The sequence below is a fragment of the Niveibacterium sp. 24ML genome (assembly GCF_026586805.1).
In the GTDB taxonomy this organism is placed as follows: domain Bacteria; phylum Pseudomonadota; class Gammaproteobacteria; order Burkholderiales; family Rhodocyclaceae; genus Niveibacterium.
Window position 1 is genome coordinate 83,732 of sequence record NZ_JAPFHA010000002.1, and the last position, 20,249, is coordinate 103,980.

Here is a 20,249-nt window from a genome sequence, read left to right on the forward strand (position 1 = left end):
TAAGTGCGTCCGATAAGAGTCTGTTTCATCATCTCTGGTTTGGGCCTTGGTGGCGCCGAACATGTTCTATTGCGGTTGTTGCGCGCGCTTGATCGCACAAGCATTGAGCCGTTGCTCGTGGTTCTTGGGGCTGATGATGCCTTGGCGGACGAATTCGCTCGCGCGGGCGTAGTGCCCCACATGGTTGGTCTGACGAGACGGCGCTTGCAACTGATGGACATGTTCCGCCTGATGTCCCTAATCAGAGGGCTGTCACCGGATTTACTTCAGGGTTGGATGTACCACGGAAATTTCGCAGCCAGTTTCTTCGGCGCTCGATTGGGCGTGCCGGTGTGCTGGAGCATCCATGACACGCCCGATGCCGCGCACGGACTAAGCACAACAACCCGCTGGATTGTTAAGTTGTCGCGTTGGTATGTGGGACGAGTGGCCACAATCTTCAATGTTTCCGCACGAAGCGCTGCATATTGCTGTGCGACGATGGGGTGGCCCGCAGACCGGACCGAGGTGCTGCCAAACGGTCTCGATGTGTCGAAGTTTCGCCCTGGCGCGGCACGCAGGGCCGCATGGCGACTCGCGCTCGGTGTCAACGATTCGATTCCTTTGATCGGTATGGTGGCGCGCTGGAGTCCAGTCAAGAATCATCGTCTATTCTTGGAAGCGGCAGCGACTCTGGTCAAAAGTGGCAATCCGGGGCGTTTTGTCATGGTCGGCAAGGGGCTCGATAGTGACAACAGCGTGTTGTCTGGCTGGATTGACGAGCTTGATCTTGGGGCAAGGGTTGTGTTGCTTGGCCCTCGACATGATCTTGAAGAGATTTACCCTGCATTCGATCTTGTCGCGCTTACATCGAAGAGCGAGGGGTTTCCGCTGGCATTGACCGAGGCGATGGCATGCGGTGTTCCCGTGGTCAGTACGGACGTGGGCGATGCGAGCGAGATCATTGGCGAAGCAGGTCGAGTAGTGCCCGCGAGTGCTGAGGCATTTGCTGCCGCGTTTGCAGAATTGCTTGGTGCTCCCAAGCTGGCTGAATTGGGGGTGGCCGCAAGAGCGCGGATCGTCGATCGCTATGCAATCGAAGGCATTGCGGCAAGGCTGGCTGCGCGTTACGTGGCTCTCGCGGCTGGACGCACGTAAACCGCGGAGCTTGAGATTCCTCTGCGGAGGGCGGTGCCGATTCGTTATAATTCAAGGCTTTGCTCCTTTCTGGCAGACCAATCATGACCACCACTCCGCTCACCGCGCTCTCTCCGCTCGACGGCCGCTATGCCTCGAAGGTAGACGGCTTGCGCCCGCACTTCTCCGAATTCGGGCTGATCCGTAACCGTGTGCGGGTGGAGATCGAGTGGCTCAAGGCGCTGGCCGCCGAACCGCACATCGCCGAAGCCACCGCCTTCTCGCCAGCGACCATCGCCGAGCTCGACGCCGTGATCGCCAACTTCTCGGTGTCGGATGCGGAAGCCGTGAAGGAAATCGAGGCGACGACGAACCACGACGTCAAGGCGATGGAGTACTGGCTGAAGAAGCGCTTCGCCGCCAACGCCGAAGTCATGAAGGTCACCGAGTTCATCCACTTCGGCTGCACCTCGGAAGACATCAACAACGTCTCGCACGCGCTGATGCTGCAGGAGGCCCGCGAAGAGGTGCTGCTGCCGGCCTTCGACAAGGTCGTGGACCGCTTCGTCGCGCTCGCGCACCAGCACGCCGAGCTGCCGATGCTTTCGCGCACGCACGGCCAGACCGCCAGCCCGACCACGCTGGGCAAGGAGATGGCCAACATCGCCTACCGCCTGCGTCGCGCACGCAAGGCCTTTGCCGCGGTGGAGATGACCGCCAAGTTCAACGGCGCGGTCGGCAACTACAACGCCCACCTCTCCGCCTACCCGGACTTCGACTGGGCTGCCTTCAACCAGCGCTTCATCGAATCGCTGGGCCTGGTGTTCAACCCCTACACCATCCAGATCGAGCCGCATGACTCGATGGCGGAACTGTTCGACGCCATTGGCCGTGGCAACACCATGCTGATCGACGCCTGCCGCGACATCTGGATGTACATCTCGCTCGGCTACTTCAAGCAGAAGCTCAAGGACGGCGAAGTGGGCAGTTCGACGATGCCGCACAAGGTCAACCCGATCGATTTCGAAAACGCCGAGGGCAACTTCGGTGTCGCCAACGCGGTGCTGCGGCATTTTTCCGAAAAGCTGCCGATCTCGCGCATGCAGCGCGACCTCACCGACTCGACCGTGCTGCGCAACATGGGCATCGGCATCGGCCACTCCGTGCTGGGCCTCGAATCCTGCCTGCGCGGCCTGAACAAGCTCGAAGCCGACCCGGCCAAGCTTGCCGCCGACCTGGACGCCGCCTGGGAAGTGCTGGCCGAGCCGATCCAGACCGTGATGCGCCGCTACGCCGTGCCGAACCCTTACGAGCAGCTCAAGGCGCTCACGCGTGGCACCGGTATCACGAAGGCCGCGCTGCAGGACTTCGTCAAGACGCTGGCGATTCCCGAAGCCGACAAGCAGCGCTTGCTCGACATGACGCCGGGCAGTTACATCGGTGAAGCCGCGGCGCTGGCCAAGAAGATCTGAGCTTCCACGTGTTCTGACCACGCCCCGGCGCCGCGCGCTGCGGCGTGGTTTTTCATTTCCACATCAGGATTTCGACATGAGTTTTGCCGACACCCTCAAGCAGCTTCCCAAGGTTTCCCACCTCGATGCACTGCAGTTGATCGATGCCGACGGCGCAATCGTCGCGACCATCGAGAACAAGCCTGGCCAGGCCGGTTCGTTGGCGGTGTACAACCACCTCGCCCAGCTTCACGGTTCGATCAACGCTGATGCAGCCAAAAAGGGAATTGAGCTCTACGCTGAGCATAGCGAAGACGCGCGTGCCAACCCGGGCAAGCATCCGAACATCGATCGGCTGATCGAGATCGCTGCCGGTGCCGCCACCCTGCGGGTCAAGCACATCTTCGCGGTTTGAGGGAACCCGGCGCGCCGCCGCCGGTCTGCCTGATCAGGAGGCAATATCGTGTCGATCGAACGTAATGTGCTGGGTGGGCCACTGCAGGCCTGCAGTTTTGATCCGCTGACCGGATTTTTCCGCACGGGCTGCTGTGAGACTGGGCCCGAAGACCTGGGTCGCCATGTCGTGTGCGCCCGGGTGACGGCAGAGTTCCTCGCCTTTTCGGCCGAACGCGGCAACAACCTGTCGCAGCCGCGCCCCGAGATGCGCTTCCGCGGCTTGCGGCCGGGCGATCGCTGGTGCCTTTGCGCGCTGCGCTGGCGTGAAGCGCTGGAGGCTGGTGTGGCCCCTCCGGTAGTGCTGGAGGCGACCCACGAATCCGTGCTGCGGGTGGTGTCGCTGCAGGATCTGACGCGCCACGCCGTATCCGCCTGACCCATGCACCAGGACGGCGCCGTCATGCTTTGCTGTGGTGCAGCAATGTTTGTAGTGCTTGGTGATTAAACTGCGCTACGTTGTTGGGTTGTGGCGCACAAATTGTTTTAATCGTTGCGTATTTTGTCTGAAGGCAACAACAATCAACCCGCGAAATTCGGCTGAAAACTAGAATCAAGCCTCGTTTTCGGCCGGCGGGCTACCCATCCGCACTGGTCTGAATGTTCGGCGTTACCCACGTCGAGCGCCTGATCCACCTCTACCCGAGGTCTTTGCGGAATGCAGCTTGCTCAAGTCTCATCGTCAGTGCGCGCAATTGCGCCGCTGCGTCCTTATCTTCTCTTGATTTTTGCTGCGCTGTGCTGGGCCGGCAACTTCGTCCTGGCGCGCGGCGTCAGTACGCAGATCCAGCCCGTTTCGCTGGCTGTGGGGCGCTGGACCGTTGCAGCGATCCTGCTCGCACCGCTGGCTTTGCCCCGCCTGCGCGATGCGATGGCATCCTTGCTCGCCATGCGCGGCCGTCTGCTGGGGCTCTCGCTGCTCGGCATCGCCGCTTCGAACACGCTTGTCTATGTCGGCCTGCAAACGACGCCAGCCACCCACGGCGTGCTACTTAATGCACTGATGCCGATGATGGTGGCTGTGCTGGCGGCAGTGATCTGGCGCAAGGCGCTGCCGGTTGGCGCGTGGGCCGGCATGGCCGTGTCGGTGCTGGGCATCCTGCTCATCGTCAGTCACGGGAATCCGCTCTCCTTGATCGAGATCGGGATCGGCGGCGGCGAGTTGTGGGTGGTGGGCGGCATGGTGTGTTGGGCTGCCTATACCGTGATGCTGCGGACGGTATCGCCGCAGGTCGACAAGCTGGTGTTGCTGTGGGCCTCCGTCGTACTCGGCTTGGTGATGCTGACGCCGTTCTGGATCGGCGAACTGGTCATGCACGGTCTGCCGGTGCCGACCCGCGGCGCGATGGCAGGCGTCTTGTACCTTGGGGTGTTTCCGTCTGTGCTCGCCTTGTTTGCGTACATGAGTGCGGTGGCGGACATTGGCGCTTCGCGTGCGGCGGCGTTCCTTCACCTGATCCCGGCGTTCGGCACGCTCATGGCGGCGCTGTTCCTGGGTGAGCAGCTCGCGCTCTTTCACTATGTCGGGCTGGCTGCGATCCTTGCCGGGCTGGTCTGGACGCAACAGTCTTCGGGGCGAGAAAAAGCGTGAAATGCGACACGCGTCACGGCCTGTGGCGCTAGACCCTGCGTCGCGGTAACGATTTCGGTATGATCCCGTGGTCATGAGCGACCTTCACGCAATTCCTGCCAAACCCGAGCGCGAGTACTGCAGCACCAGTGAGGCTGCGCAGATGCTTGGCGTGTCTCTGGGTACCGTGCAGCAGATGGTTGAAAACGGGCTTCTCGAGGCCTGGAAGACAGCCGGGGGCCACCGCCGCATCCGCATCGGATCGGTCGAGGATTATCTGAAGCGCCGGTCTTCCGGCGGCGGCGTTGTGCCCACCATCGGAATGCTCCGCGTGCTGGTGGCCGAAGACGACCGTATCCTGCAGCGGCTCTACGCCCACACCTTCGAGACCTGGGGCCTTCCCATCGAAATGCGTCTGGTGGAGTCGGGTTTTGATGGTCTGCTCGAAATCGGGCGCCAGCAGCCTGATCTGCTGATCTCGGATCTGGTGATGCCGGGCCTCGATGGTTTCGCGATGATCTCCAAACTGCGCTCGGATCCGAAGCTTGCCGAGATGGACATCATCGTGGTCACCGGCTTGTCGGCAGATGACATTGCCGAGCGTGGTGGCCTTCCGGATGACGTGACGATCTACGGCAAGCCGGTGCCATTCAAGGAACTCAAAGGCTACATTCAGGCTCGTCTGGCACAGTTCCAGCGCCACGGCCGCGCTGCCGGCTGAGTGCGCCAATGCGCAAGAAAAAAGCCCGCTTCGGCGGGCTTTTTCATTGGTGTTCTGCTCAGCCTCAGGCGCCGCGAATGCGCCCCAGCAACGCGGTGGTTGAACGCAGATGCTCGAAGGGGATTGAATGGACGGTGCCGCCCCAGCCCAGCACCTCCGGCGCGCCAACGATGCGGTCTGGCGTCCAGTCGCCGCCCTTGACCAGGATGTCCGGTTTGCAGCTGAGGATCCGTTCAATCGGTGTGTCTTCGTCGAACCAGGTCACCAGGTCGCAGCAGTCGAGTGCTGCCATCACCGCAAGCCGGTCTTCCAGGCAATTGATCGGCCGGTCGTCGCCCTTGCCCTGGCGTTTCACCGATGCGTCGGTGTTGAGCGCCACCACCATCGCCGCGCCCAGCTCGCGCGCCTGCGCGAGGTAGGTGACGTGGCCGCGATGCAGGATGTCGAAGCAGCCGTTGGTGAACACCAGCGGACGCGGCAGCGCTGCAATGCGTGTTGCGAGTTGGTCGGGTGCGCAGATGCGCTGTTCGAAGCGTGGGCGGGGATAGCTGGCGGACATGGTTGTTCGGGGTGATGGCAAGCCCAGAGTCTAGCGCAGCTCGGCTGCCGGCTCGCGCACCTTACGAGCTTAGCTGTGGTGCTCGCTCTTCACCCGGTACATCGCGGAGTCGGCGTGACCGAGCAATGCTTCGGCGTCTTGCCCATCGCTCGGGTAGCGTGCCACGCCGATACTGGCGCACAAGCGGATGGTCTTGCCGCTGGGCATCACCAGCGGCTCTTCCAGGGCTCTGTGGATTCTGGCAACAGCCTGTTCGGCCGTGTTCTCGTGGTCGAGGCCGTCGAGGATGGCGACGAATTCGTCACCGCCAAGCCGCGCAACCGTGTCGCCCAAGCGGATGCAGCCTGCGATCCGCCGTGCGGTTTCGCGCAGCACTTCGTCTCCCGTCGCGTGACCGAAACAATCGTTGATTTCCTTGAAGCGATCGAGATCGACGAATAGCAGTGCCAGTTCGCGTCGGTCGCGCCGCGCGCGATGGAGTGCGCCTTGCAAGCGGTCCTGCAGCAAGGTGCGGTTGGGTAGTCCTGTCAACGGGTCGTGGTGGGCCTGCAGCTCTAGCTGATGCTGCCGATCCTTGAGCGGGGTGATGTCGGCCAGTACCGCAATGTACTGGGCGATCTGATCGTCGTCGCCGCGTACCGCGATGACGGTGGCCCAAACCGGAATCGGCTGCCCGTTCTTGCGCCGCAACCAGAGCTCGCCAACCCAGCGGTGTTCGCTCTGCAGGGCCTTGCTCATTTCATGGCGGGTGTCACAGGCAGGGCGTTCGGCATCGAGGATGCCGGGCGACTTGCCGAGCAGTTCTGCTTCTTGGTAGCCGCTGATTTCGATCAGGGCCGGGTTGACGGCGAGGATGCGCTGATGCGCATCGGTAACGACGATGCCCTCTGCGGTGTTGCGGAACACGGCGTCGGCCTGGCGCAGTCGCAGGGCGGCCTCGTAGGCGGCCGAGATGTCGTGGCAGATACCGATCAGGCCGATCGGTTTGCCGCTGCCATCAAGGATCGGGCTCTTGAGGGTATCGACACGGACTTGCCGACCCTCCGGATACACGATCCATTCCTCGTTGCGGCGCGCCTCGCCACAGGCCATCACGACCTGGTCATGGGTACGGTAGAGGTCGGCGAGCGCGCGTTCCCACAGATCATGATCGGTGCGGCCGACCAGCTTTGCTTCGGTGGTGCCGCTGAGGCGCTCGAAGGCCGGATTGCAGACGATGAAGCGCCCCGCCTGATCCTTGGCGAAGACCGGGTCGGCGATCGAATCGAGCAGGGTGCGCAACAAGGCGCGTTCGCGCAGCGTGCGGTCGAGCACCCGGCGGCGCTGGGCGGTGCGCAAGGCCAGCGCCAGCGCGATCAGCGCAAGGCCGGCAACCAGCGCGGCGGCGGCCGTTGTGGCAACCGGGTGAGCGCGCCACACCGGGGTCGGGCGATTGATGACTCGCGCATCGGGTGCGAGCAGGTCTTCGGCCAGGTGCCAGCGCTGGAGCGCTGCGTGATCGAAGATCGGGCGATTCGGGCTGGTCTCGCGGATCGGGATGCTTTGCGGCGGTGTACCGTTGAGGATGCGCAGGGCCATGTCGGCCGCTACCAGACCGTGCTCTCGGTGGCTCATCACATAGCCGCCGACAAGGCCGCGCCCGATGCCGTGTTCCCAGAGGTGAAAGACGGGGCCGTTGGCGTGCTCGATGATCCAGTCCACGCCGTTTTCGAAACTGCGCGGCTTGCCCTGCACATCGCGGTAGGCGGCCAGCAGCAATGCCGCCTCGTCAGGGGCGAGGCGTTCAAGCCGGCGCGCGAGCTCATCCCAGGTGATCTGTGTGAGATCGGCGACTTCGATGGCGATCTCGGGGAAGCGGGTGGCGTGCTGCGCGCGCAGCGTCAGCAGATCGGCGCGGCCGCCGGGGCTACCATCGGCGATGACGAGCATGCGCTTGAGGCCCGGCATCAGGCGCTGAACTTGCGCAAAGGTTTCGGGGATCGATACATGTTCGATCACCCCGGTTTCGCGGGGCGAGCCGCGCAGCGCGAGCGCCCGTTCAACATTGTTCACGCCGAGGAAGACCACGGGGACATTACCGAACAGCGTAGTGCCGTGATCGGTGGCGAGGTTGAAGGCCGCATCGTCGGCGCTGATCACCAGGTCATAACGGGGTTTGCGCGCGAGGCGGTAGGCGAGCCATTCGCGATAGCGGGCGGCGCTCTCGGGGTCGGAGAGATGGCGCGCGTCCATGAACTCTTCGTCGATCTGGATGCCGTGCGCAGCCAGCACCTCGAATACGCCGCTATGGATTTTCTCGGTGGTCGGAAAGCCCGGGTGGTAGGAGTACAGCAACAGCACACGGCTGTCTTGAAGGGCTTCGGCGCCGAGGCATGCGCCCGCCAGCAGGTGGAAGCCGAGCAGCAGTAGTCCGATACGAAGCAATGCGCGTCGCATTGATACCCCCGCGGGCGCATGGTTGCGCCCTTACCCAAACTATAACGGACGCGGGGCGCGCTTCTGAAGGGCTATCCCGCCGCCGCGCCGAGGGACTTGCGGAAGCGGTTGAGGTCTTGCGCGGTCTCGAAGGCCTGGCCGAAAAGGCTCGATAGATTGCGCAGGATGCCGCCGATGACGCGGGCCTCCTGTTCGCGGCCGAACTGGATCTGTTCCGAGAGCCAGTGCTCCAGCCAGGCTGGATTCGGCAGCCGCGACTGGATCGTGTCGTTCGGGAACAGGCCCTGATTGACATGCAGGTTCGTCGGGTGCAGCGGTTTGCCGCTGCGCGCCGAGCTGGCCATCAAGACGCCGATCTTTGCGAAGGCGGCGCGCGCGGTGTCGCCCGCACGGTCGATCGCCTGCTTCATGTACTTGAGGTAGGCGCCACCATGGCGGGCCTCATCGCGCGAGAGCAGGTCGTAGATCTTCTTGATGACCGGCTCGGAATGCCATTCGGATGCCCGCCGATACCATTGGGTCAGGCGTAATTCGCCGCAGAAATGCAGCATCAGGGTTTCGAGGGGCGGCGCCGGGTCGAATTCAAAGCGGACCGCGTGCAGCTCTTCTTCGCTCGGGCTCAGTTCGGGGCGGAAGCGCCGCAGGTATTCCATCAGGACCAGGGCGTGCTTCTGCTCTTCGTAGAACCAGATCGACATGAAGGCGGAAAAGTCCGAGTCCTCGCGGTTGTCGCGCAGGAACATTTCGGTGGCGGGCAGCGCGGACCATTCGGTGATGGCGTTCATCTTCACCGTCAGCGCCTGTTCTTCGCTGAGCAGGCCGGGATCGAAGCGGTCCCACGGCACGTCCCGCTCCAAGCTCCAGCGCGCAGATTCGAGCGATTTGTACAGTTCGGGATACAGCATGATGGGGGTCTCCAGGGGCGGGCGCAGCCTGGCGAGCGGGAGGCTCAATCCGGAGGCGGCCGGGCAACGCGACTTATTGCAGGTTCTTGTTACGCCATTCTTCCAGCGCACCGGTGGCGTCGGCAATATCGGTGATGATGCTGACCCCTGCGATGCCTGGTTTTCGCTCGGCCAGGGCGCGCCCGCCCGCCCACAGTGAGATGTTTGCGGGCAGGGTCTGGCGCAAGGCGGTGAGGCCGTCGATCGCCTGGCGGGCCGGAAAGGCGGCCGAGAACGAGAGCGCGACGATGTCGAAGCCGCCCGCCTGCGCTGCGGCGTCAATATCGGCCAGCGGCATCTGGGTGCCCAGCGAAACACAGGTGGCGCCCTCGCTCACCAGCATGGCTTCGGCCATCAGCAAACCGAGCACGTGCAGCTCATCGGGCAGGGTGGTCAGCAGCACGCGCGGGCGCGATCCGCCGCCCTGTGCGCTGATCGCATTGCGCAGGATGTTCTGCACCTGCTCGGTGTACAGATGTTCTTCCGCCACATCGATTTCGCCCCGCAGCCAGGCGCTGCCGATCATCTGATTCATGGGCGCAATGGTGCTAGTGACAAATTCCTGCAAGCCCTGCTTGAGCAATACCTGCTGCAGCGCGCGGCGTAGTTCGTCGGCGCGGTGCAGGCGCAGCAACTCGATCAAGCTGCTGCAGCGGCTTGCCGCGGCCGGGCATTCGATGCCCTTGGGCTGGTGGTTTTCAAGCAGGCGCGCCAGTTCGTCTGCGCTGGCCATGATCAGCTTGCCGGGGCGCATGCCCTGGTCGATCAAACGCTTGAGCAGACGCAGCTTGTCGACCTGGTCGGCGGGGTAGAGCCGTTCGTCATTGCTGTCGCGCTCGGGCTGCGGAAAGCCGTAACGACGCTCCCACATCCTGAGCGTGTCTTTGGGCAAGCCGGTGTCGCGTTCAACGGCGGCGATCGAGAAAGTGCTCTGTTGCTTTTGCATTCAATTTGTCCTGGACAAATGCTTGACGCGTTCGATCTATGTGTCTATCTTACGAACACGGAATCAATTTGTCCAGGACAAAAGGTGGCGAAAATGACGCAACTCAGATCGATCGCAGTCAGCCGGAAACGCTTGCTGGCCTTGGCTTCAGCCCTGGTTCTGCTGGGCGGACTGGGCTGGACCCTGGCTCACGCAGGCGAGCAAGTGTGTGCCGCAACGGCAGGTCTGGAGCATGATCGGATTCTGCTTGTCCTGCACAGCAATGGCGCCGAGGCGGCAGTGCCGCGCCTGCCCAGCCTTGCTCCTTGATCCGGCCGCAGCGCAAACACGGGGAAGCCGACAATGAAGATGGGTGAATTCAACGCTCGCATGCTCGATCAAGGCAGCCGGCAGCGGATTGCGGTGGTGGGCTCTGGCATTGCCGGGCTCGGTGCGGCCTGGCTGCTGCGTAACCATCACGACGTCGTGCTGTTTGAAGCGGCGCCGCGGCTGGGAGGCCACACCAACACGGTGGATGTGAGCCTGGATGGCATCACGCATGGTGTGGATACCGGCTTCCTGGTGTTCAACCGCCGTACCTACCCGAACCTTTGCGCCTTGTTTGCCGAACTGGATGTGCCGGTGACCACCAGCGACATGAGCTTTGCCGTCAGCGTGAGCGAGCCGGATATCGAATGGGCTGGCAGCAATCTGGCAAGCGTGTTTGCGCAGAAGCGCAATCTGACGAGGCCTGCCTTCTGGCGCATGCTGCAAGACATCGTGCGCTTCAATCGCGAAACCACGCAGGCTGCACGCGAACACTCGCTACCGGCGATCTCGCTGGGCGACTATCTCGATCGCAACCGTTACGGCGCGGAGTTCCGCGACTGGTACCTGGTGCCGATGGCGGCGGCGATCTGGTCTTGCCCGCCGCGCACCATGCTTGAATACCCGGTCGCGACCTTCCTGCACTTCTGCCATAACCACGGCCTGCTCAAGGTCACCGATCGGCCGCAGTGGATGACGGTGAATGGCGGCGCGCGCGAGTATGTGCGCCGCATCGCCGCGCAGCTGCCGGATATCCGCCTCAGTACGCCGGTGGCCGGCGTGCGCCGCGAGGCGGGCAAGGTCGAGCTGCTCACCGCCGCCGGCGCGGAGGTCTTCGACCAAGTGGTCTTCGCCTGCCATTCCGATCAGACGCTCGCGATCCTTGGCGGTGCCGCAACGCCACTGGAGCGTTCGGTGCTTGGCGCGGTGCGTTACCAGCCCAATCGTGCCCTGCTGCATACCGACCCGGCCTTGCTGCCGCGCCGGCGAAGCACCTGGAGCGCATGGAACTACGCATCGAGCGCGGGCGCTTCGGCCGATCGCTCGGTGGCCGTGTCCTACCTCATCAACCAGTTGCAGCCCCTGCCGTGGAAGGCGCCGGTGGTGGTGTCGCTCAACCCGTTCCGCGAGCCCGCGCCCGAGCATCTGATTGCCGAGATCGACTACGCCCACCCGGTGTTCGATGCGGCGGCGGTGGCGGCGCAAGCGCATCTGCCGATGCTGCAGGGGCGCAACCACACCTGGTTCTGCGGTGCCTGGACGGGCTACGGCTTCCATGAAGACGGGCTGCGCTCTGCGGTGGATGTGTGCGGCATGATCGGCGCGGTCGCGCCCTGGAAGGCGCAACCCTTGCGTGAGCAGGTGCTTGCATGAACGGCGGCGCCGAGGCAGCCCTCTGCGTGGGTGGCGTGATGCACGCGCGCCACTGGCCGGTGGGGCACCGCTTCGCTTACCCGCTTGCCTGGGTGCGGCTGCCATTGTCGAAGCTCGATACGCTGGGTAATGCGCTGTTCGGGGTGGAGCGGGCGCGGGTCTTTTCCTTCCGCAACCGCGACCATGGCGCGCGCGATGGCAGCCCGCTGCTGCCTTGGATTCAGGACTTGCTGGCCCGCCACGGACTGGCCGCGGCCTGCGATGGCGAAGTGGTGCTGCAGACCTTCCCGCGCCTGTTCGGTTTTGTCTTCAACCCGGTGAGCTTCTGGTATTGCCATGATCGGGACGGTGCGCTGCGCGCGGTGCTGTGCGAGGTCAGCAATACCTTTGGCGAGCGCCACAATTACCTTGTTGCGCATCCCGATGGCCGCCCGATCACCAGCGCAGATCGCTTCCGTTCGAGCAAGGTCTTCCATGTGTCGCCCTTCTTTCCGGTGCGCGGCGAGTACGAATTCCGCTTTGTCCAACGCGGCAAGATCGCCAGCGTGTCGATCGACCTCTTCGACGGCGGCCGCCACCAACTCACCACCCGCTTGAGCGGGCGCGCCGGCGCGCTGTCGCCTGCTGCACTGGCGCGCGCCGCGCTGCGCTTTCCGCTGCTGACGCTGGGCGTTGTCGTTCGTATTCACTGGCAGGCGCTCAAGCTGTTCGCCAAGCGTGTGCCCTTTCACCGAAAACCCGTGCCGCCCCTTCAGGAGACGACTTCATGAGCGCTATTGAAAACACCCTCGCTTCCGGCCGTTTCGAACTGCTGCCCGGCCCGGCCAACGCCGTCATCAAGATGCTTGGCGCAATCCGCGGTGGCAGCCTGGAGCTGGCCTTGCCCAATGGCGAACGCGTTGTTGCGGGTGAGGGCCACCGCGTGGCGAGTTTCGAAGTTGGCGACTGGGGCGTTTTCGAAACCCTGATCGCAAAGGGTTCGATCGGCCTGGCCGAAGACTTCATCAACGGCCTCTGGCGCACCGACAACCTGACTGGCCTGCTGACCCTGGCGGCGCAGAATCGCGACGCCATGAGCCGTGCGATTCACGGCAATGCGCTGCGCCTGCTGGGCTACAAGATCTGGCACGGCCTGCGGGCCAACACCCGCAAGGGCGCCCGCCGCAATATCGAGGCGCACTACGATTTGGGCAACGATTTCTACAGCCTGTGGCTGGACGAAACGATGACCTACTCAAGCGCGCTGTTTGCCGACCCGCACCAGCCGCTGGCCGATGCGCAGCGCGCCAAGTACCGCCGCATCCTCGATCAGCTCGACGCCAAATCGGGCCAGCGCATTCTGGAAGTGGGCTGCGGTTGGGGGGGGTTCGCCGAAGTCGCAACGCTTGAATACGGCTGCGAGGTGCTCGGGCTCACGCTCTCGCCCGCGCAGCTGAAGTTTGCGCGTGAGCGCGCCGAACGCGTTGGCTTTGCCGACAAGGCCGACTTCGAGCTGTGCGACTACCGTGACGTGCGCGGCCATTACGATCACATTGTTTCGATCGAGATGTACGAAGCCGTGGGCGAGCGTTTCTGGCCTTCCTACTTCCAGCAGTTGCATGATCGACTGGCACCCGGCGGCCGCATCGTGATCCAGGCGATCACGATTGACGACAATCTGTTCGGCTTCTACCGCAAGAATCCGGACTTCATCCAGCGCTACATTTTCCCCGGCGGCATGCTCGCTTCGCCGGGCACGATCGAGCGCCTGGCCAAGCGCTCCGGTCTGGCGATCGTCGATGATCTGGCCTTCGGTCTGGACTACGCACGCACCCTGGCGGTGTGGCACGAGCGCTTCAACGCCGTGCGCGAGCAGGTGCACGCGCAGGGCTTTGACGAGCGTTTCGTGCGCCTGTGGCAGTTCTATCTGTCGTACTGCGAGGCTGGTTTCCGTGCCGGCTCGACCGACGTGCATCACTACGCGTTTGCGCGCGCCTGAGGGGGCGGCCATGTTGCGCATCCGTCTGCTCATGAGTCTGTTGTGTGCGGCGCTGGCGCTGCCGGTAGCGGCCACTGCATCGAACACCGCGCTGCCTGAGGCCGTGCGCACGCTGGCGCCGGACTGGCGCCAGCTGGGCAGCGGCGAGATGAGCTGGTTTGGTCTGCGGCTCTACGACGCGCAGCTCTGGGGTAGCGCTGCAAGCTTCTCGCCCGCGTCGCCCTATGCCTTGCACCTGACCTATGCGCGCGATTTCTCTGCCGAGCGCCTGGCCGACACCAGCATCGACGAGATGCGCCGCCTTGGCACGCGCGACGAGGCAACCCTCGCGCGCTGGCGCGCCGAGCTGGGCCGCGTGTTTCCGGAAGTCAAACGGGGTGACGTGATCGTCGGCGTGCACCTGCCCGATCGCGGCGCGCGTTTCTACCACCAGGGCAAACTTACCGGCGAGGTGAACGACCCCGCTTTCGCGCGGGCCTTCTTCGCCATCTGGCTCGACCCCCGCACCCGCGCGCCCGAGCTGCGAACGCGCTTGCTGGGCAGCGCATCATGACGCGTACCGCAGCGGCCCTTGCGCCGCCGGGCTTGCTGCGGATTGGTGATTTGCTTGCCTATGGTGCGCTGGCCGTACCGCTCGCGTTTGCGGCACTGCCGCTGTATGTGCACGTGCCCAAGCTGTACGTCGACACGGTGGGCCTCTCGCTCAGCCTGGTCGGTGCGGTGCTGTTGGCCGCGCGCCTGGGGGATGCGGTGGCCGACCCGCTTTTCGGCTTGTGGAGCGATCGCCTGCAACGGCGCCGCGGCCTTACGCTGATTGCGCTACCGCTGCTGGTGCTGGGCATGTTCGGCTTGCTGCGCCCGCCTGAAGGCGCTGGCGTTGCCTGGCTGGCGGCGATGCTGGTGCTCGCCTACACCGGCTATTCCTTGTCGAGCGTGAACTACTACGCCTGGGGCGCAGAGGCGGGGGCAAGCTCGGCGGGCCGTACCGGGCTGACCGCTGCGCGCGAAGGCTGTGCCCTGCTCGGCGTGGTGCTCGCATCGGCTTTGCCGGAGCTGCTGGCGCCCACCCAGGCGCAAGGGCTTGAGCGCATGCTCTGGATCTTTGTGCCGCTGGTGCTGGTGAGCGCGTGGCTCGCAGCACGCTATGCGCCTGCGCCGCGGCCGCTCAGGCCGGTGCGGTCCGGCGCCAGCATGTTCCAGCAGGGCTTGATCCCTTTGCGCGACCGGCCGGTGCTCGCACTGCTCGCGGTTTACGCCCTCAACGGAATTGCTGCGGCGATTCCGGCGACCATCTTTCTGTTCTTCGTGGCCGATGTGCTAGACCGCGAGCGCTTGTCCGGCCTCTTCCTCGCCGCTTACTTCGTCAGTGGAGCGGCCGCCTTGCCGCTATGGGTGAAGCTGGCCGGGCGCACGGGCAAGGTGCGCGCCTGGCTGCTTTCGATGTGCGTGGCCGGACTGGCGTTTGGCTGGGCGGTGAGCTTGGGGGAGGGCGACGTCGCGGCCTTTTTTGCGATCTGCGTGCTGTCGGGCATCGCGTTGGGGGCCGACATCACCTTTCCGCCCGCCCTGCTGGCCGATGCGCTGGCGCAACCGTCGCGCGCTTCGGCCGGCGGCGTCTACTTCGGCTGGTGGAACCTTGTCACCAAGCTCAACCTTGCGCTTGCTGCAGGCATCGCCTTGCCCTTGCTTGATCTGCTCGGCTACCAGCCCGGCGTGCGAGATGCCGCGGCGCTGAGCGCACTGGCAATCGTCTACGCGATCGCACCAATCATCCTCAAAGCCTTTGCTGCACTGCTGCTGTGGCGCGTGCAGGCCCGAATCGAAACAGACGGAGTCTCACGATGAAACGCTTGTTGATTGTCCTGATGACGGTCTTCTTCCTTGCAGGCTGCGCGAGCGTCGATGTGGCGGACTACCGCAACGAGAAGCCGGTGCTCGATCTGCAGACTTACTTCAACGGTACGGTGGATGCGTGGGGCGTGTTCCAGGACCGCTCCGGCAAGGTCGTCAAACGCTTTCATGTGGTGATCGAGTCGAGCTGGCAAGGCAAGGTCGGTACGCTCGATGAGCGTTTCGTGTATTCCGACGGCACGACGCAACGCCGTGTCTGGACGGTGACAAAGCACGACAGCGGCCGATACACTGGCCGTGCCGACGACGTTGTGGGCGAAGCGCAGGGCGAGGCGCAGGGCAACGCCCTGCGCTGGCGCTACACGCTGGCCTTGCCGGTGGATGGAACGGTGTACAACGTCGAGTTCGACGACTGGATGTTCCTGATGGATGACAAGACGATGCTGAACCGTTCGTTCATGAGCAAGTTCGGCGTCGAGCTCGGGCAGGTCACGCTGAGCTTCCGAAAGCGCTGACAGATATGGCGATGAACGAACCGATTCGGGACTGGCGCGGCAAGCGCGTCTGGATAGTGGGCGCGTCCACCGGCATTGGCGCCGCCTTGGCGGAGGACTTGGCTGCGCGCGGCGCGCACCTGGCGCTCTCGGCGCGCCGCGTCGAACGTCTGCAAGCCTTTGTGGATCGACTCCCTGGCAGCGTCGCGATCCCGCTCGACGTGGCCGAGCACCAGACCCTGATGCCAGCCTTGCTCCAGCTGCTGGATCTGTGGGGCGGCATCGATGTGGTGATCTTCAATGCTGGGACCTATGCGCCGATGCGGGCGTGGGATCTGACGGTGGAAGGCGCGCGGACCACCTTCGAGATCAATCTGATGGGCGTCATCAATGGCGTTGCCGCCGTGCTGCCGCAGTTCCTGCAGCAAGGCGAGGGCGCCATCGTCATCGTCGGCAGCGTGGCGGGCTATCGTGGCTTGCCAAAGGCGCTCGCTTATGGGGCCTCGAAAGCGGCAGTGATCAACTTCGCCGAGTCGCTGTACATGGACCTTGCCCCGCGCGGCGTGAGTGTGTTTCTGGTGAACCCGGGCTTCGTCGAAACCCCGCTGACCGCCAAGAACAAATTCCGCATGCCTGCGCTGATCAGCGCGGCCGAAGCTTCACGCCAGATCCTGCAAGGCATGGCGCGCGGACGCTTCGAGATCCACTTCCCGCGACGCTTCACCTTGATGCTCAAGGCCATGCGTTTCCTGCCCGAATGGATCTACCTGCGCGCGGTCCGCCGTGCAACCGGCACATGAACACCGGTGCAGCGCTGGCAGAGCTGGTGATTGCCTACGAGGGCTTGAGCGCGCAGAACACGGCTGCGCTGGCGGCCCGCTATGCGCCCGAAGCTCGCTTCAAGGATCCATTCAACGAGGTGCAGGGGCGCGCGGCGATCGAGCGGATCTTCATCCACATGTTCGAGCAGGTCGATGCGCCCCGGTTTTGCGTGACCGGTCAGTTCCCCGGCGACGGGGCGGCGATGCTGACCTGGGAATTCCACTTACGCTTTCGCGGTGAAGCGCAGGCGCGAGTGATTCGCGGCGCCAGTCACCTGCGCTTCGATGCGCAAGGCCTGGTGACCGATCACCGCGATTACTGGGATGCCGCTGAAGAGTTGTACGCCCAGATTCCGCTGCTGGGCGCGCTGATGCGTTGGCTGCGGCGCCGCCTCGCGACGCCGCAGCACTGATCGATCAGTTGCTACCCGCCACTTTCGGCGTCTTGCGCGGCGGCAACTCGCGCGCCGCTTCGGCAGCTTCTGCCATGTCCATCTGTTCTGGGCTCAGGTAGCGGTAGGCCAGACCAACGAAGACCGCGCCGCCGATCACATTCCCCAGGGTGCTGAACACCAGATTGAACAAGGCTTCCTGGATGGTGAGCCCACCGTGGCTCATGATGGCCATCGAGAAGGTGCCCATGTTGGCGATCGAGTGCTCAAAGCCGAGGTAGAGAAAGATGAATACCACCAGGATCATCGCGATCATCTTGGTGAAGTCTTCCTTGACCTGAAGCGCGACCCACACCGCCAGGCACACGACCCAGTTCGCCAGGATGCCCTTGAAGAAGATCACTTGCGCGCTCTGGTGGACCTTATGCACCGCACCCTGGTTGAGCGCATGCTCGGGCGGCAGCGCATCGAGTACGCCCGCGCCGTAGAGCAGGCCCGTCAGGATGAGTGCGCCCACCAGATTGCCGAAGTAGCACACGATCCACAGTTCGATCATCTGCCCCCAGGACGTCTTGCCCTCGGCCGAAGACACCGCGAGGTACATGTTGTTGCTGGTGAAGAGTTCAGAGTTCGTGAACACGATGATCGACAGACCCACGCCGAAAAACAGGCTTGCCAGCACCTTGCCGAAAGGCGAATCGTGCAGGTTGTTCAGCAGCGACCAATACACCAGCACGACGATCGACAGGTACATGCCGGCGAGCACAGCCCGCATGATGTACCGCCCCGGATCTTCTTCCAGTAGCGAGATTTTGCGCAGGCCACTTGCGGCCGACTTTTCAACGATTGGACGTTCCATTGCGGGAGTTCCTGTTTTTCTTGGGGAGGGGCCGCTGTGCGGCTTGTGAGCACAAGTTTCCGCGCACTGTAAGTGACTGACTTTGCAGCATTTGCGCTTCTGTGGCTCTGTTTGATGTGCGTCAGTTTGGCGGGCCGGTAGTAAAACTACATTTATCGAGCCATAAGCAATCACATTTTCTTACAAGCCCTTGAGGAGACATTCGTGAAGAATCGCTGGCTCATCGCCGCATCCGCAGTAGGCGTCCACATATCCATCGGTTCGGTTTATGCGTGGAGCGTGTTCAAGAAACCGCTCGCGCCGCTGATGGAAGCCACCCCCGGGTTCCAGACGCTCAAAGAGATCGTGCCCGATCCGATCGGTCTCGCATTTGGCCTCGCCATTCTCTTCCTTGGGCTGTCCGCTGCCGTGCTTGGGCGTTTTGTCGAGCGCAATGGCCCGCGCATCTCTGGCATGGTGTCGGCCTGCTTCTGGGCCGCCGGCCTGGCCATCTCCGGCCTCGGTGCGCTGCATGACAACCTCTGGCTCTTGCTACTCGGCTACGGCGTGGTCGGCGGAATCGGTTTGGGGGTGGGTTACATCACGCCGGTATCGACCTTGGTCAAATGGTTCCCCGACCGCCGTGGTCTGGCAACCGGTATGGCCATCATGGGCTTCGGCTTCGGTTCGCTGGTTGGTGCGCCGGTGTTTGCCAAGCTGATCGCCATGTTCGGCGTGCCGCAAACGTTCTTCATCATTGCCGCGGTTTACTTCTGCGTCATGATGGCTAGTGCGCAGTACCTTGCGGCCCCGCCCCAAGGCTGGAAGCCTGCCGGATTTGAAGACGCAATTGCCAAGGGGAAGGCCAAGGTCACCTTCGACCTGACGCAATCGACCGCAAACGAAGCCGCCAAGACCCTGCCGTTCTACGGGCTCTGGGCGATGATGTTCATCAACATCACCTGCGGTATCGGCATGATCTCGATTGCCTCGCCGATGTTCCAGGAGTTGTTCGGCATGGAAGCGGCGGCTGCGGCCGGCATTGTGGGTACGATGGCCTTGTTCAACGGCCTGGGGCGTATCGGTTGGTCCACCGTGTCCGATCTGCTGTCGCGCCCGGTTACCTTCATCATGTTCTTCTCGATCGAGTTCCTGGCCTACCTGTCCTTGTCCGGCATGCCTGAATTCGTGATCTTCCAGGGTCTGGTGTTCCTGGTCATGACCACCTACGGCGGCGGCTTCGCTACCCTGCCCGCATACATCGGCGACTTGTTCGGCACCAAGCAACTGGGCGCGATTCACGGTTACGTGCTGACCGCGTGGTCGCTCGCCGGTATCGTCGGCCCGCAAATCGCCGGTATGGGCAAGAAGATCGGTTATCACAACGTGCTGCTGACCTTCGTTGCGATGTACGCCGTGGCGCTGGTCGTTTCGATCCTGATGCGCCTGTACGTTGTGCGTGCGATGGCGAGCAAGCAACAATCGACCGCAGCTGTCTGAGACTCAGAAGTCCGGTTGTAAGCAAGGGCACCTTCGGGTGCCCTTTTTGTTTTGGCTGCGTTGTCCGCCAAAATCCCACTGGGTCGAACCTGCTGCACCGCAGATTGTGAGTCGCTTCGCCGAGACCGGGCGCTGGGTTTTGCCCACGCTTGCTGCGGCTGTGACGCACTGGGATGGTCCTGCCGTGCGGATTCGCGGGAGATGCGCGTGAACTTAGTGGTCCTCAGGCTTTGGGGGGGTGGGGTGTGCTTCACCGCGTCTGAGCGCGCGGCATTTGCACGCTTAGGGATGGCCTGAGTCATGCGGACTGGCTGACGAAGCCCCGCTCGTCGGTGCAAGGAGGTTTCGATGTGCGCTGCCGGTTCGGGCGGTGAATGCCGGTTTGCACCGCAGAGCGGGCGCGCTGAGCATGCGGCGGCGTCGTAGTCGCAGGTCCGGTCGGGCGGGGCGCGCAGGCGAAAGGCGCTCGGCGCAGGCGTTACGCCGCAAGGTGCGTGCA

At 63.6% G+C, this 20,249-nt stretch carries 21 protein-coding genes; 16 read left to right on the plus strand and 5 right to left on the minus strand.

Annotated elements, in window-relative coordinates:
- The first annotated feature begins 3 nt into the window (after positions 1–3).
- The 6 genes from OPU71_RS02010 to OPU71_RS02035 all read left to right on the plus strand — a co-directional run bounded on the left by OPU71_RS02010 (position 4) and on the right by OPU71_RS02035 (position 5,311).
- Positions 4–1,137: a glycosyltransferase gene (locus tag OPU71_RS02010; RefSeq protein ID WP_267724486.1), complete on the plus strand. Its 1,134-nt coding sequence runs from the start codon at positions 4–6 to the stop codon at positions 1,135–1,137.
- An 83-nt stretch (positions 1,138–1,220) separates the two neighbouring features.
- Positions 1,221–2,588: an adenylosuccinate lyase gene (gene purB, locus OPU71_RS02015; RefSeq protein ID WP_267724488.1), complete on the plus strand. Its 1,368-nt coding sequence runs from the start codon at positions 1,221–1,223 to the stop codon at positions 2,586–2,588.
- Positions 2,589–2,664: 76 nt separating this feature from the next.
- Positions 2,665–2,982 (plus strand): DUF2322 family protein, encoded by a 318-nt coding sequence (locus tag OPU71_RS02020; RefSeq protein WP_267724490.1) that lies wholly within the window; start codon positions 2,665–2,667, stop codon positions 2,980–2,982.
- A 48-nt stretch (positions 2,983–3,030) separates the two neighbouring features.
- On the plus strand, positions 3,031–3,399 hold the full coding sequence (locus OPU71_RS02025; RefSeq protein ID WP_267724493.1) for a DUF2237 family protein: 369 nt from the start codon (positions 3,031–3,033) through the stop codon (positions 3,397–3,399).
- A 279-nt stretch (positions 3,400–3,678) separates the two neighbouring features.
- Positions 3,679–4,611, plus strand: coding sequence for a DMT family transporter (locus OPU71_RS02030; RefSeq protein WP_267724496.1), 933 nt, complete (start codon positions 3,679–3,681; stop codon positions 4,609–4,611).
- A 73-nt stretch (positions 4,612–4,684) separates the two neighbouring features.
- Entirely contained in the window at positions 4,685–5,311 is a 627-nt protein-coding gene (locus tag OPU71_RS02035) for a response regulator (protein WP_267724498.1), read from the plus strand.
- A gap of 64 nt (positions 5,312–5,375) precedes the next feature.
- Here OPU71_RS02035 and OPU71_RS02040 read toward each other — a convergent pair whose 3' ends face one another.
- The 4 genes from OPU71_RS02040 to OPU71_RS02055 all read right to left on the minus strand — a co-directional run bounded on the left by OPU71_RS02040 (position 5,376) and on the right by OPU71_RS02055 (position 10,196).
- Positions 5,376–5,870 (minus strand): adenylyltransferase/cytidyltransferase family protein, encoded by a 495-nt coding sequence (locus tag OPU71_RS02040; RefSeq protein ID WP_267724500.1) that lies wholly within the window; start codon positions 5,868–5,870, stop codon positions 5,376–5,378.
- A gap of 69 nt (positions 5,871–5,939) precedes the next feature.
- Entirely contained in the window at positions 5,940–8,306 is a 2,367-nt protein-coding gene (locus OPU71_RS02045; RefSeq protein ID WP_267724503.1) for an ABC transporter substrate binding protein, read from the minus strand.
- Between the two features lie 71 nt (positions 8,307–8,377).
- Positions 8,378–9,211 carry a ferritin-like domain-containing protein gene (locus tag OPU71_RS02050; protein WP_267724506.1) on the minus strand — a complete coding sequence of 278 codons (834 nt, stop codon included), beginning with the start codon at positions 9,209–9,211 and terminating at the stop codon, positions 8,378–8,380.
- A 73-nt stretch (positions 9,212–9,284) separates the two neighbouring features.
- Positions 9,285–10,196: a MerR family transcriptional regulator gene (locus OPU71_RS02055; protein ID WP_267724509.1), complete on the minus strand. Its 912-nt coding sequence runs from the start codon at positions 10,194–10,196 to the stop codon at positions 9,285–9,287.
- 93 nt (positions 10,197–10,289) lie between these two features.
- Between OPU71_RS02055 and OPU71_RS02060 the strand changes: the two genes are divergently transcribed.
- The 9 genes from OPU71_RS02060 to OPU71_RS02100 are packed head-to-tail and all read left to right on the plus strand — an operon-like array spanning position 10,290 to position 17,433.
- Positions 10,290–10,505: a hypothetical protein gene (locus tag OPU71_RS02060; protein ID WP_267724512.1), complete on the plus strand. Its 216-nt coding sequence runs from the start codon at positions 10,290–10,292 to the stop codon at positions 10,503–10,505.
- Between the two features lie 33 nt (positions 10,506–10,538).
- On the plus strand, positions 10,539–11,876 hold the full coding sequence (locus tag OPU71_RS02065) for an NAD(P)/FAD-dependent oxidoreductase (protein ID WP_267724515.1): 1,338 nt from the start codon (positions 10,539–10,541) through the stop codon (positions 11,874–11,876).
- A complete protein-coding gene (locus tag OPU71_RS02070) occupies positions 11,873–12,646 on the plus strand; it encodes a DUF1365 domain-containing protein (RefSeq protein ID WP_267724518.1) in 774 nt (257 codons plus the stop codon). The genes OPU71_RS02065 and OPU71_RS02070 overlap by 4 nt, the downstream gene beginning before the upstream one ends.
- The gene (locus OPU71_RS02075) at positions 12,643–13,854 is read left to right on the plus strand and encodes an SAM-dependent methyltransferase (protein ID WP_267724520.1); all 1,212 of its coding nucleotides are present in this window, start codon (positions 12,643–12,645) and stop codon (positions 13,852–13,854) included. Before OPU71_RS02070 ends, OPU71_RS02075 begins: the two co-directional genes overlap by 4 nt.
- 10 nt (positions 13,855–13,864) lie before the next feature.
- A complete protein-coding gene (locus OPU71_RS02080) occupies positions 13,865–14,407 on the plus strand; it encodes a chalcone isomerase family protein (RefSeq protein ID WP_267724523.1) in 543 nt (180 codons plus the stop codon).
- Positions 14,404–15,699 carry an MFS transporter gene (locus OPU71_RS02085; RefSeq protein WP_267724527.1) on the plus strand — a complete coding sequence of 432 codons (1,296 nt, stop codon included), beginning with the start codon at positions 14,404–14,406 and terminating at the stop codon, positions 15,697–15,699. The genes OPU71_RS02080 and OPU71_RS02085 overlap by 4 nt, the downstream gene beginning before the upstream one ends.
- Positions 15,696–16,220, plus strand: a complete 525-nt coding sequence (locus OPU71_RS02090) for a DUF3833 domain-containing protein (RefSeq protein WP_267724529.1) — start codon at positions 15,696–15,698, stop codon at positions 16,218–16,220. The genes OPU71_RS02085 and OPU71_RS02090 overlap by 4 nt, the downstream gene beginning before the upstream one ends.
- An 11-nt stretch (positions 16,221–16,231) precedes the next feature.
- The gene (locus OPU71_RS02095) at positions 16,232–16,999 is read left to right on the plus strand and encodes an SDR family NAD(P)-dependent oxidoreductase (RefSeq protein WP_267724531.1); all 768 of its coding nucleotides are present in this window, start codon (positions 16,232–16,234) and stop codon (positions 16,997–16,999) included.
- The gene (locus tag OPU71_RS02100; RefSeq protein ID WP_267724535.1) at positions 16,996–17,433 is read left to right on the plus strand and encodes a nuclear transport factor 2 family protein; all 438 of its coding nucleotides are present in this window, start codon (positions 16,996–16,998) and stop codon (positions 17,431–17,433) included. Before OPU71_RS02095 ends, OPU71_RS02100 begins: the two co-directional genes overlap by 4 nt.
- Positions 17,434–17,437: 4 nt before the next feature.
- Here OPU71_RS02100 and OPU71_RS02105 read toward each other — a convergent pair whose 3' ends face one another.
- Positions 17,438–18,271, minus strand: a complete 834-nt coding sequence (locus OPU71_RS02105) for a formate/nitrite transporter family protein (protein ID WP_267724538.1) — start codon at positions 18,269–18,271, stop codon at positions 17,438–17,440.
- A gap of 204 nt (positions 18,272–18,475) precedes the next feature.
- On the opposite strand from OPU71_RS02105, the gene OPU71_RS02110 reads away from it, so the two are divergent.
- Complete coding sequence (locus OPU71_RS02110; RefSeq protein WP_267724541.1) at positions 18,476–19,750, plus strand: OFA family MFS transporter; 1,275 nt, start codon at positions 18,476–18,478, stop codon at positions 19,748–19,750.
- Positions 19,751–20,249: the final 499 nt, after the last annotated feature.

What these genes read in the sequence shown, in the direction of transcription:
- purB (WP_267724488.1), top strand. Translation starts at nt 1,221, where the DNA reads ATGACCACCACTCCGCTCACCGCGCTCTCTCCGCTCGACGGCCGCTAT.
- OPU71_RS02035 (WP_267724498.1), top strand. Translation starts at nt 4,685, where the DNA reads ATGAGCGACCTTCACGCAATTCCTGCCAAACCCGAGCGCGAGTACTGC.
- OPU71_RS02045 (WP_267724503.1), bottom strand. Translation starts at nt 8,306, where the DNA reads ATGCGACGCGCATTGCTTCGTATCGGACTACTGCTGCTCGGCTTCCAC.
- OPU71_RS02080 (WP_267724523.1), top strand. Translation starts at nt 13,865, where the DNA reads ATGTTGCGCATCCGTCTGCTCATGAGTCTGTTGTGTGCGGCGCTGGCG.
- OPU71_RS02040 (WP_267724500.1), bottom strand. Translation starts at nt 5,870, where the DNA reads ATGTCCGCCAGCTATCCCCGCCCACGCTTCGAACAGCGCATCTGCGCA.
- OPU71_RS02020 (WP_267724490.1), top strand. Translation starts at nt 2,665, where the DNA reads ATGAGTTTTGCCGACACCCTCAAGCAGCTTCCCAAGGTTTCCCACCTC.
- OPU71_RS02105 (WP_267724538.1), bottom strand. Translation starts at nt 18,271, where the DNA reads ATGGAACGTCCAATCGTTGAAAAGTCGGCCGCAAGTGGCCTGCGCAAA.
- OPU71_RS02085 (WP_267724527.1), top strand. Translation starts at nt 14,404, where the DNA reads ATGACGCGTACCGCAGCGGCCCTTGCGCCGCCGGGCTTGCTGCGGATT.
- OPU71_RS02030 (WP_267724496.1), top strand. Translation starts at nt 3,679, where the DNA reads ATGCAGCTTGCTCAAGTCTCATCGTCAGTGCGCGCAATTGCGCCGCTG.
- OPU71_RS02090 (WP_267724529.1), top strand. Translation starts at nt 15,696, where the DNA reads ATGAAACGCTTGTTGATTGTCCTGATGACGGTCTTCTTCCTTGCAGGC.
- OPU71_RS02055 (WP_267724509.1), bottom strand. Translation starts at nt 10,196, where the DNA reads ATGCAAAAGCAACAGAGCACTTTCTCGATCGCCGCCGTTGAACGCGAC.
- OPU71_RS02095 (WP_267724531.1), top strand. Translation starts at nt 16,232, where the DNA reads ATGAACGAACCGATTCGGGACTGGCGCGGCAAGCGCGTCTGGATAGTG.
- OPU71_RS02050 (WP_267724506.1), bottom strand. Translation starts at nt 9,211, where the DNA reads ATGCTGTATCCCGAACTGTACAAATCGCTCGAATCTGCGCGCTGGAGC.
- OPU71_RS02065 (WP_267724515.1), top strand. Translation starts at nt 10,539, where the DNA reads ATGAAGATGGGTGAATTCAACGCTCGCATGCTCGATCAAGGCAGCCGG.
- OPU71_RS02100 (WP_267724535.1), top strand. Translation starts at nt 16,996, where the DNA reads ATGAACACCGGTGCAGCGCTGGCAGAGCTGGTGATTGCCTACGAGGGC.
- OPU71_RS02075 (WP_267724520.1), top strand. Translation starts at nt 12,643, where the DNA reads ATGAGCGCTATTGAAAACACCCTCGCTTCCGGCCGTTTCGAACTGCTG.
- OPU71_RS02060 (WP_267724512.1), top strand. Translation starts at nt 10,290, where the DNA reads ATGACGCAACTCAGATCGATCGCAGTCAGCCGGAAACGCTTGCTGGCC.
- OPU71_RS02070 (WP_267724518.1), top strand. Translation starts at nt 11,873, where the DNA reads ATGAACGGCGGCGCCGAGGCAGCCCTCTGCGTGGGTGGCGTGATGCAC.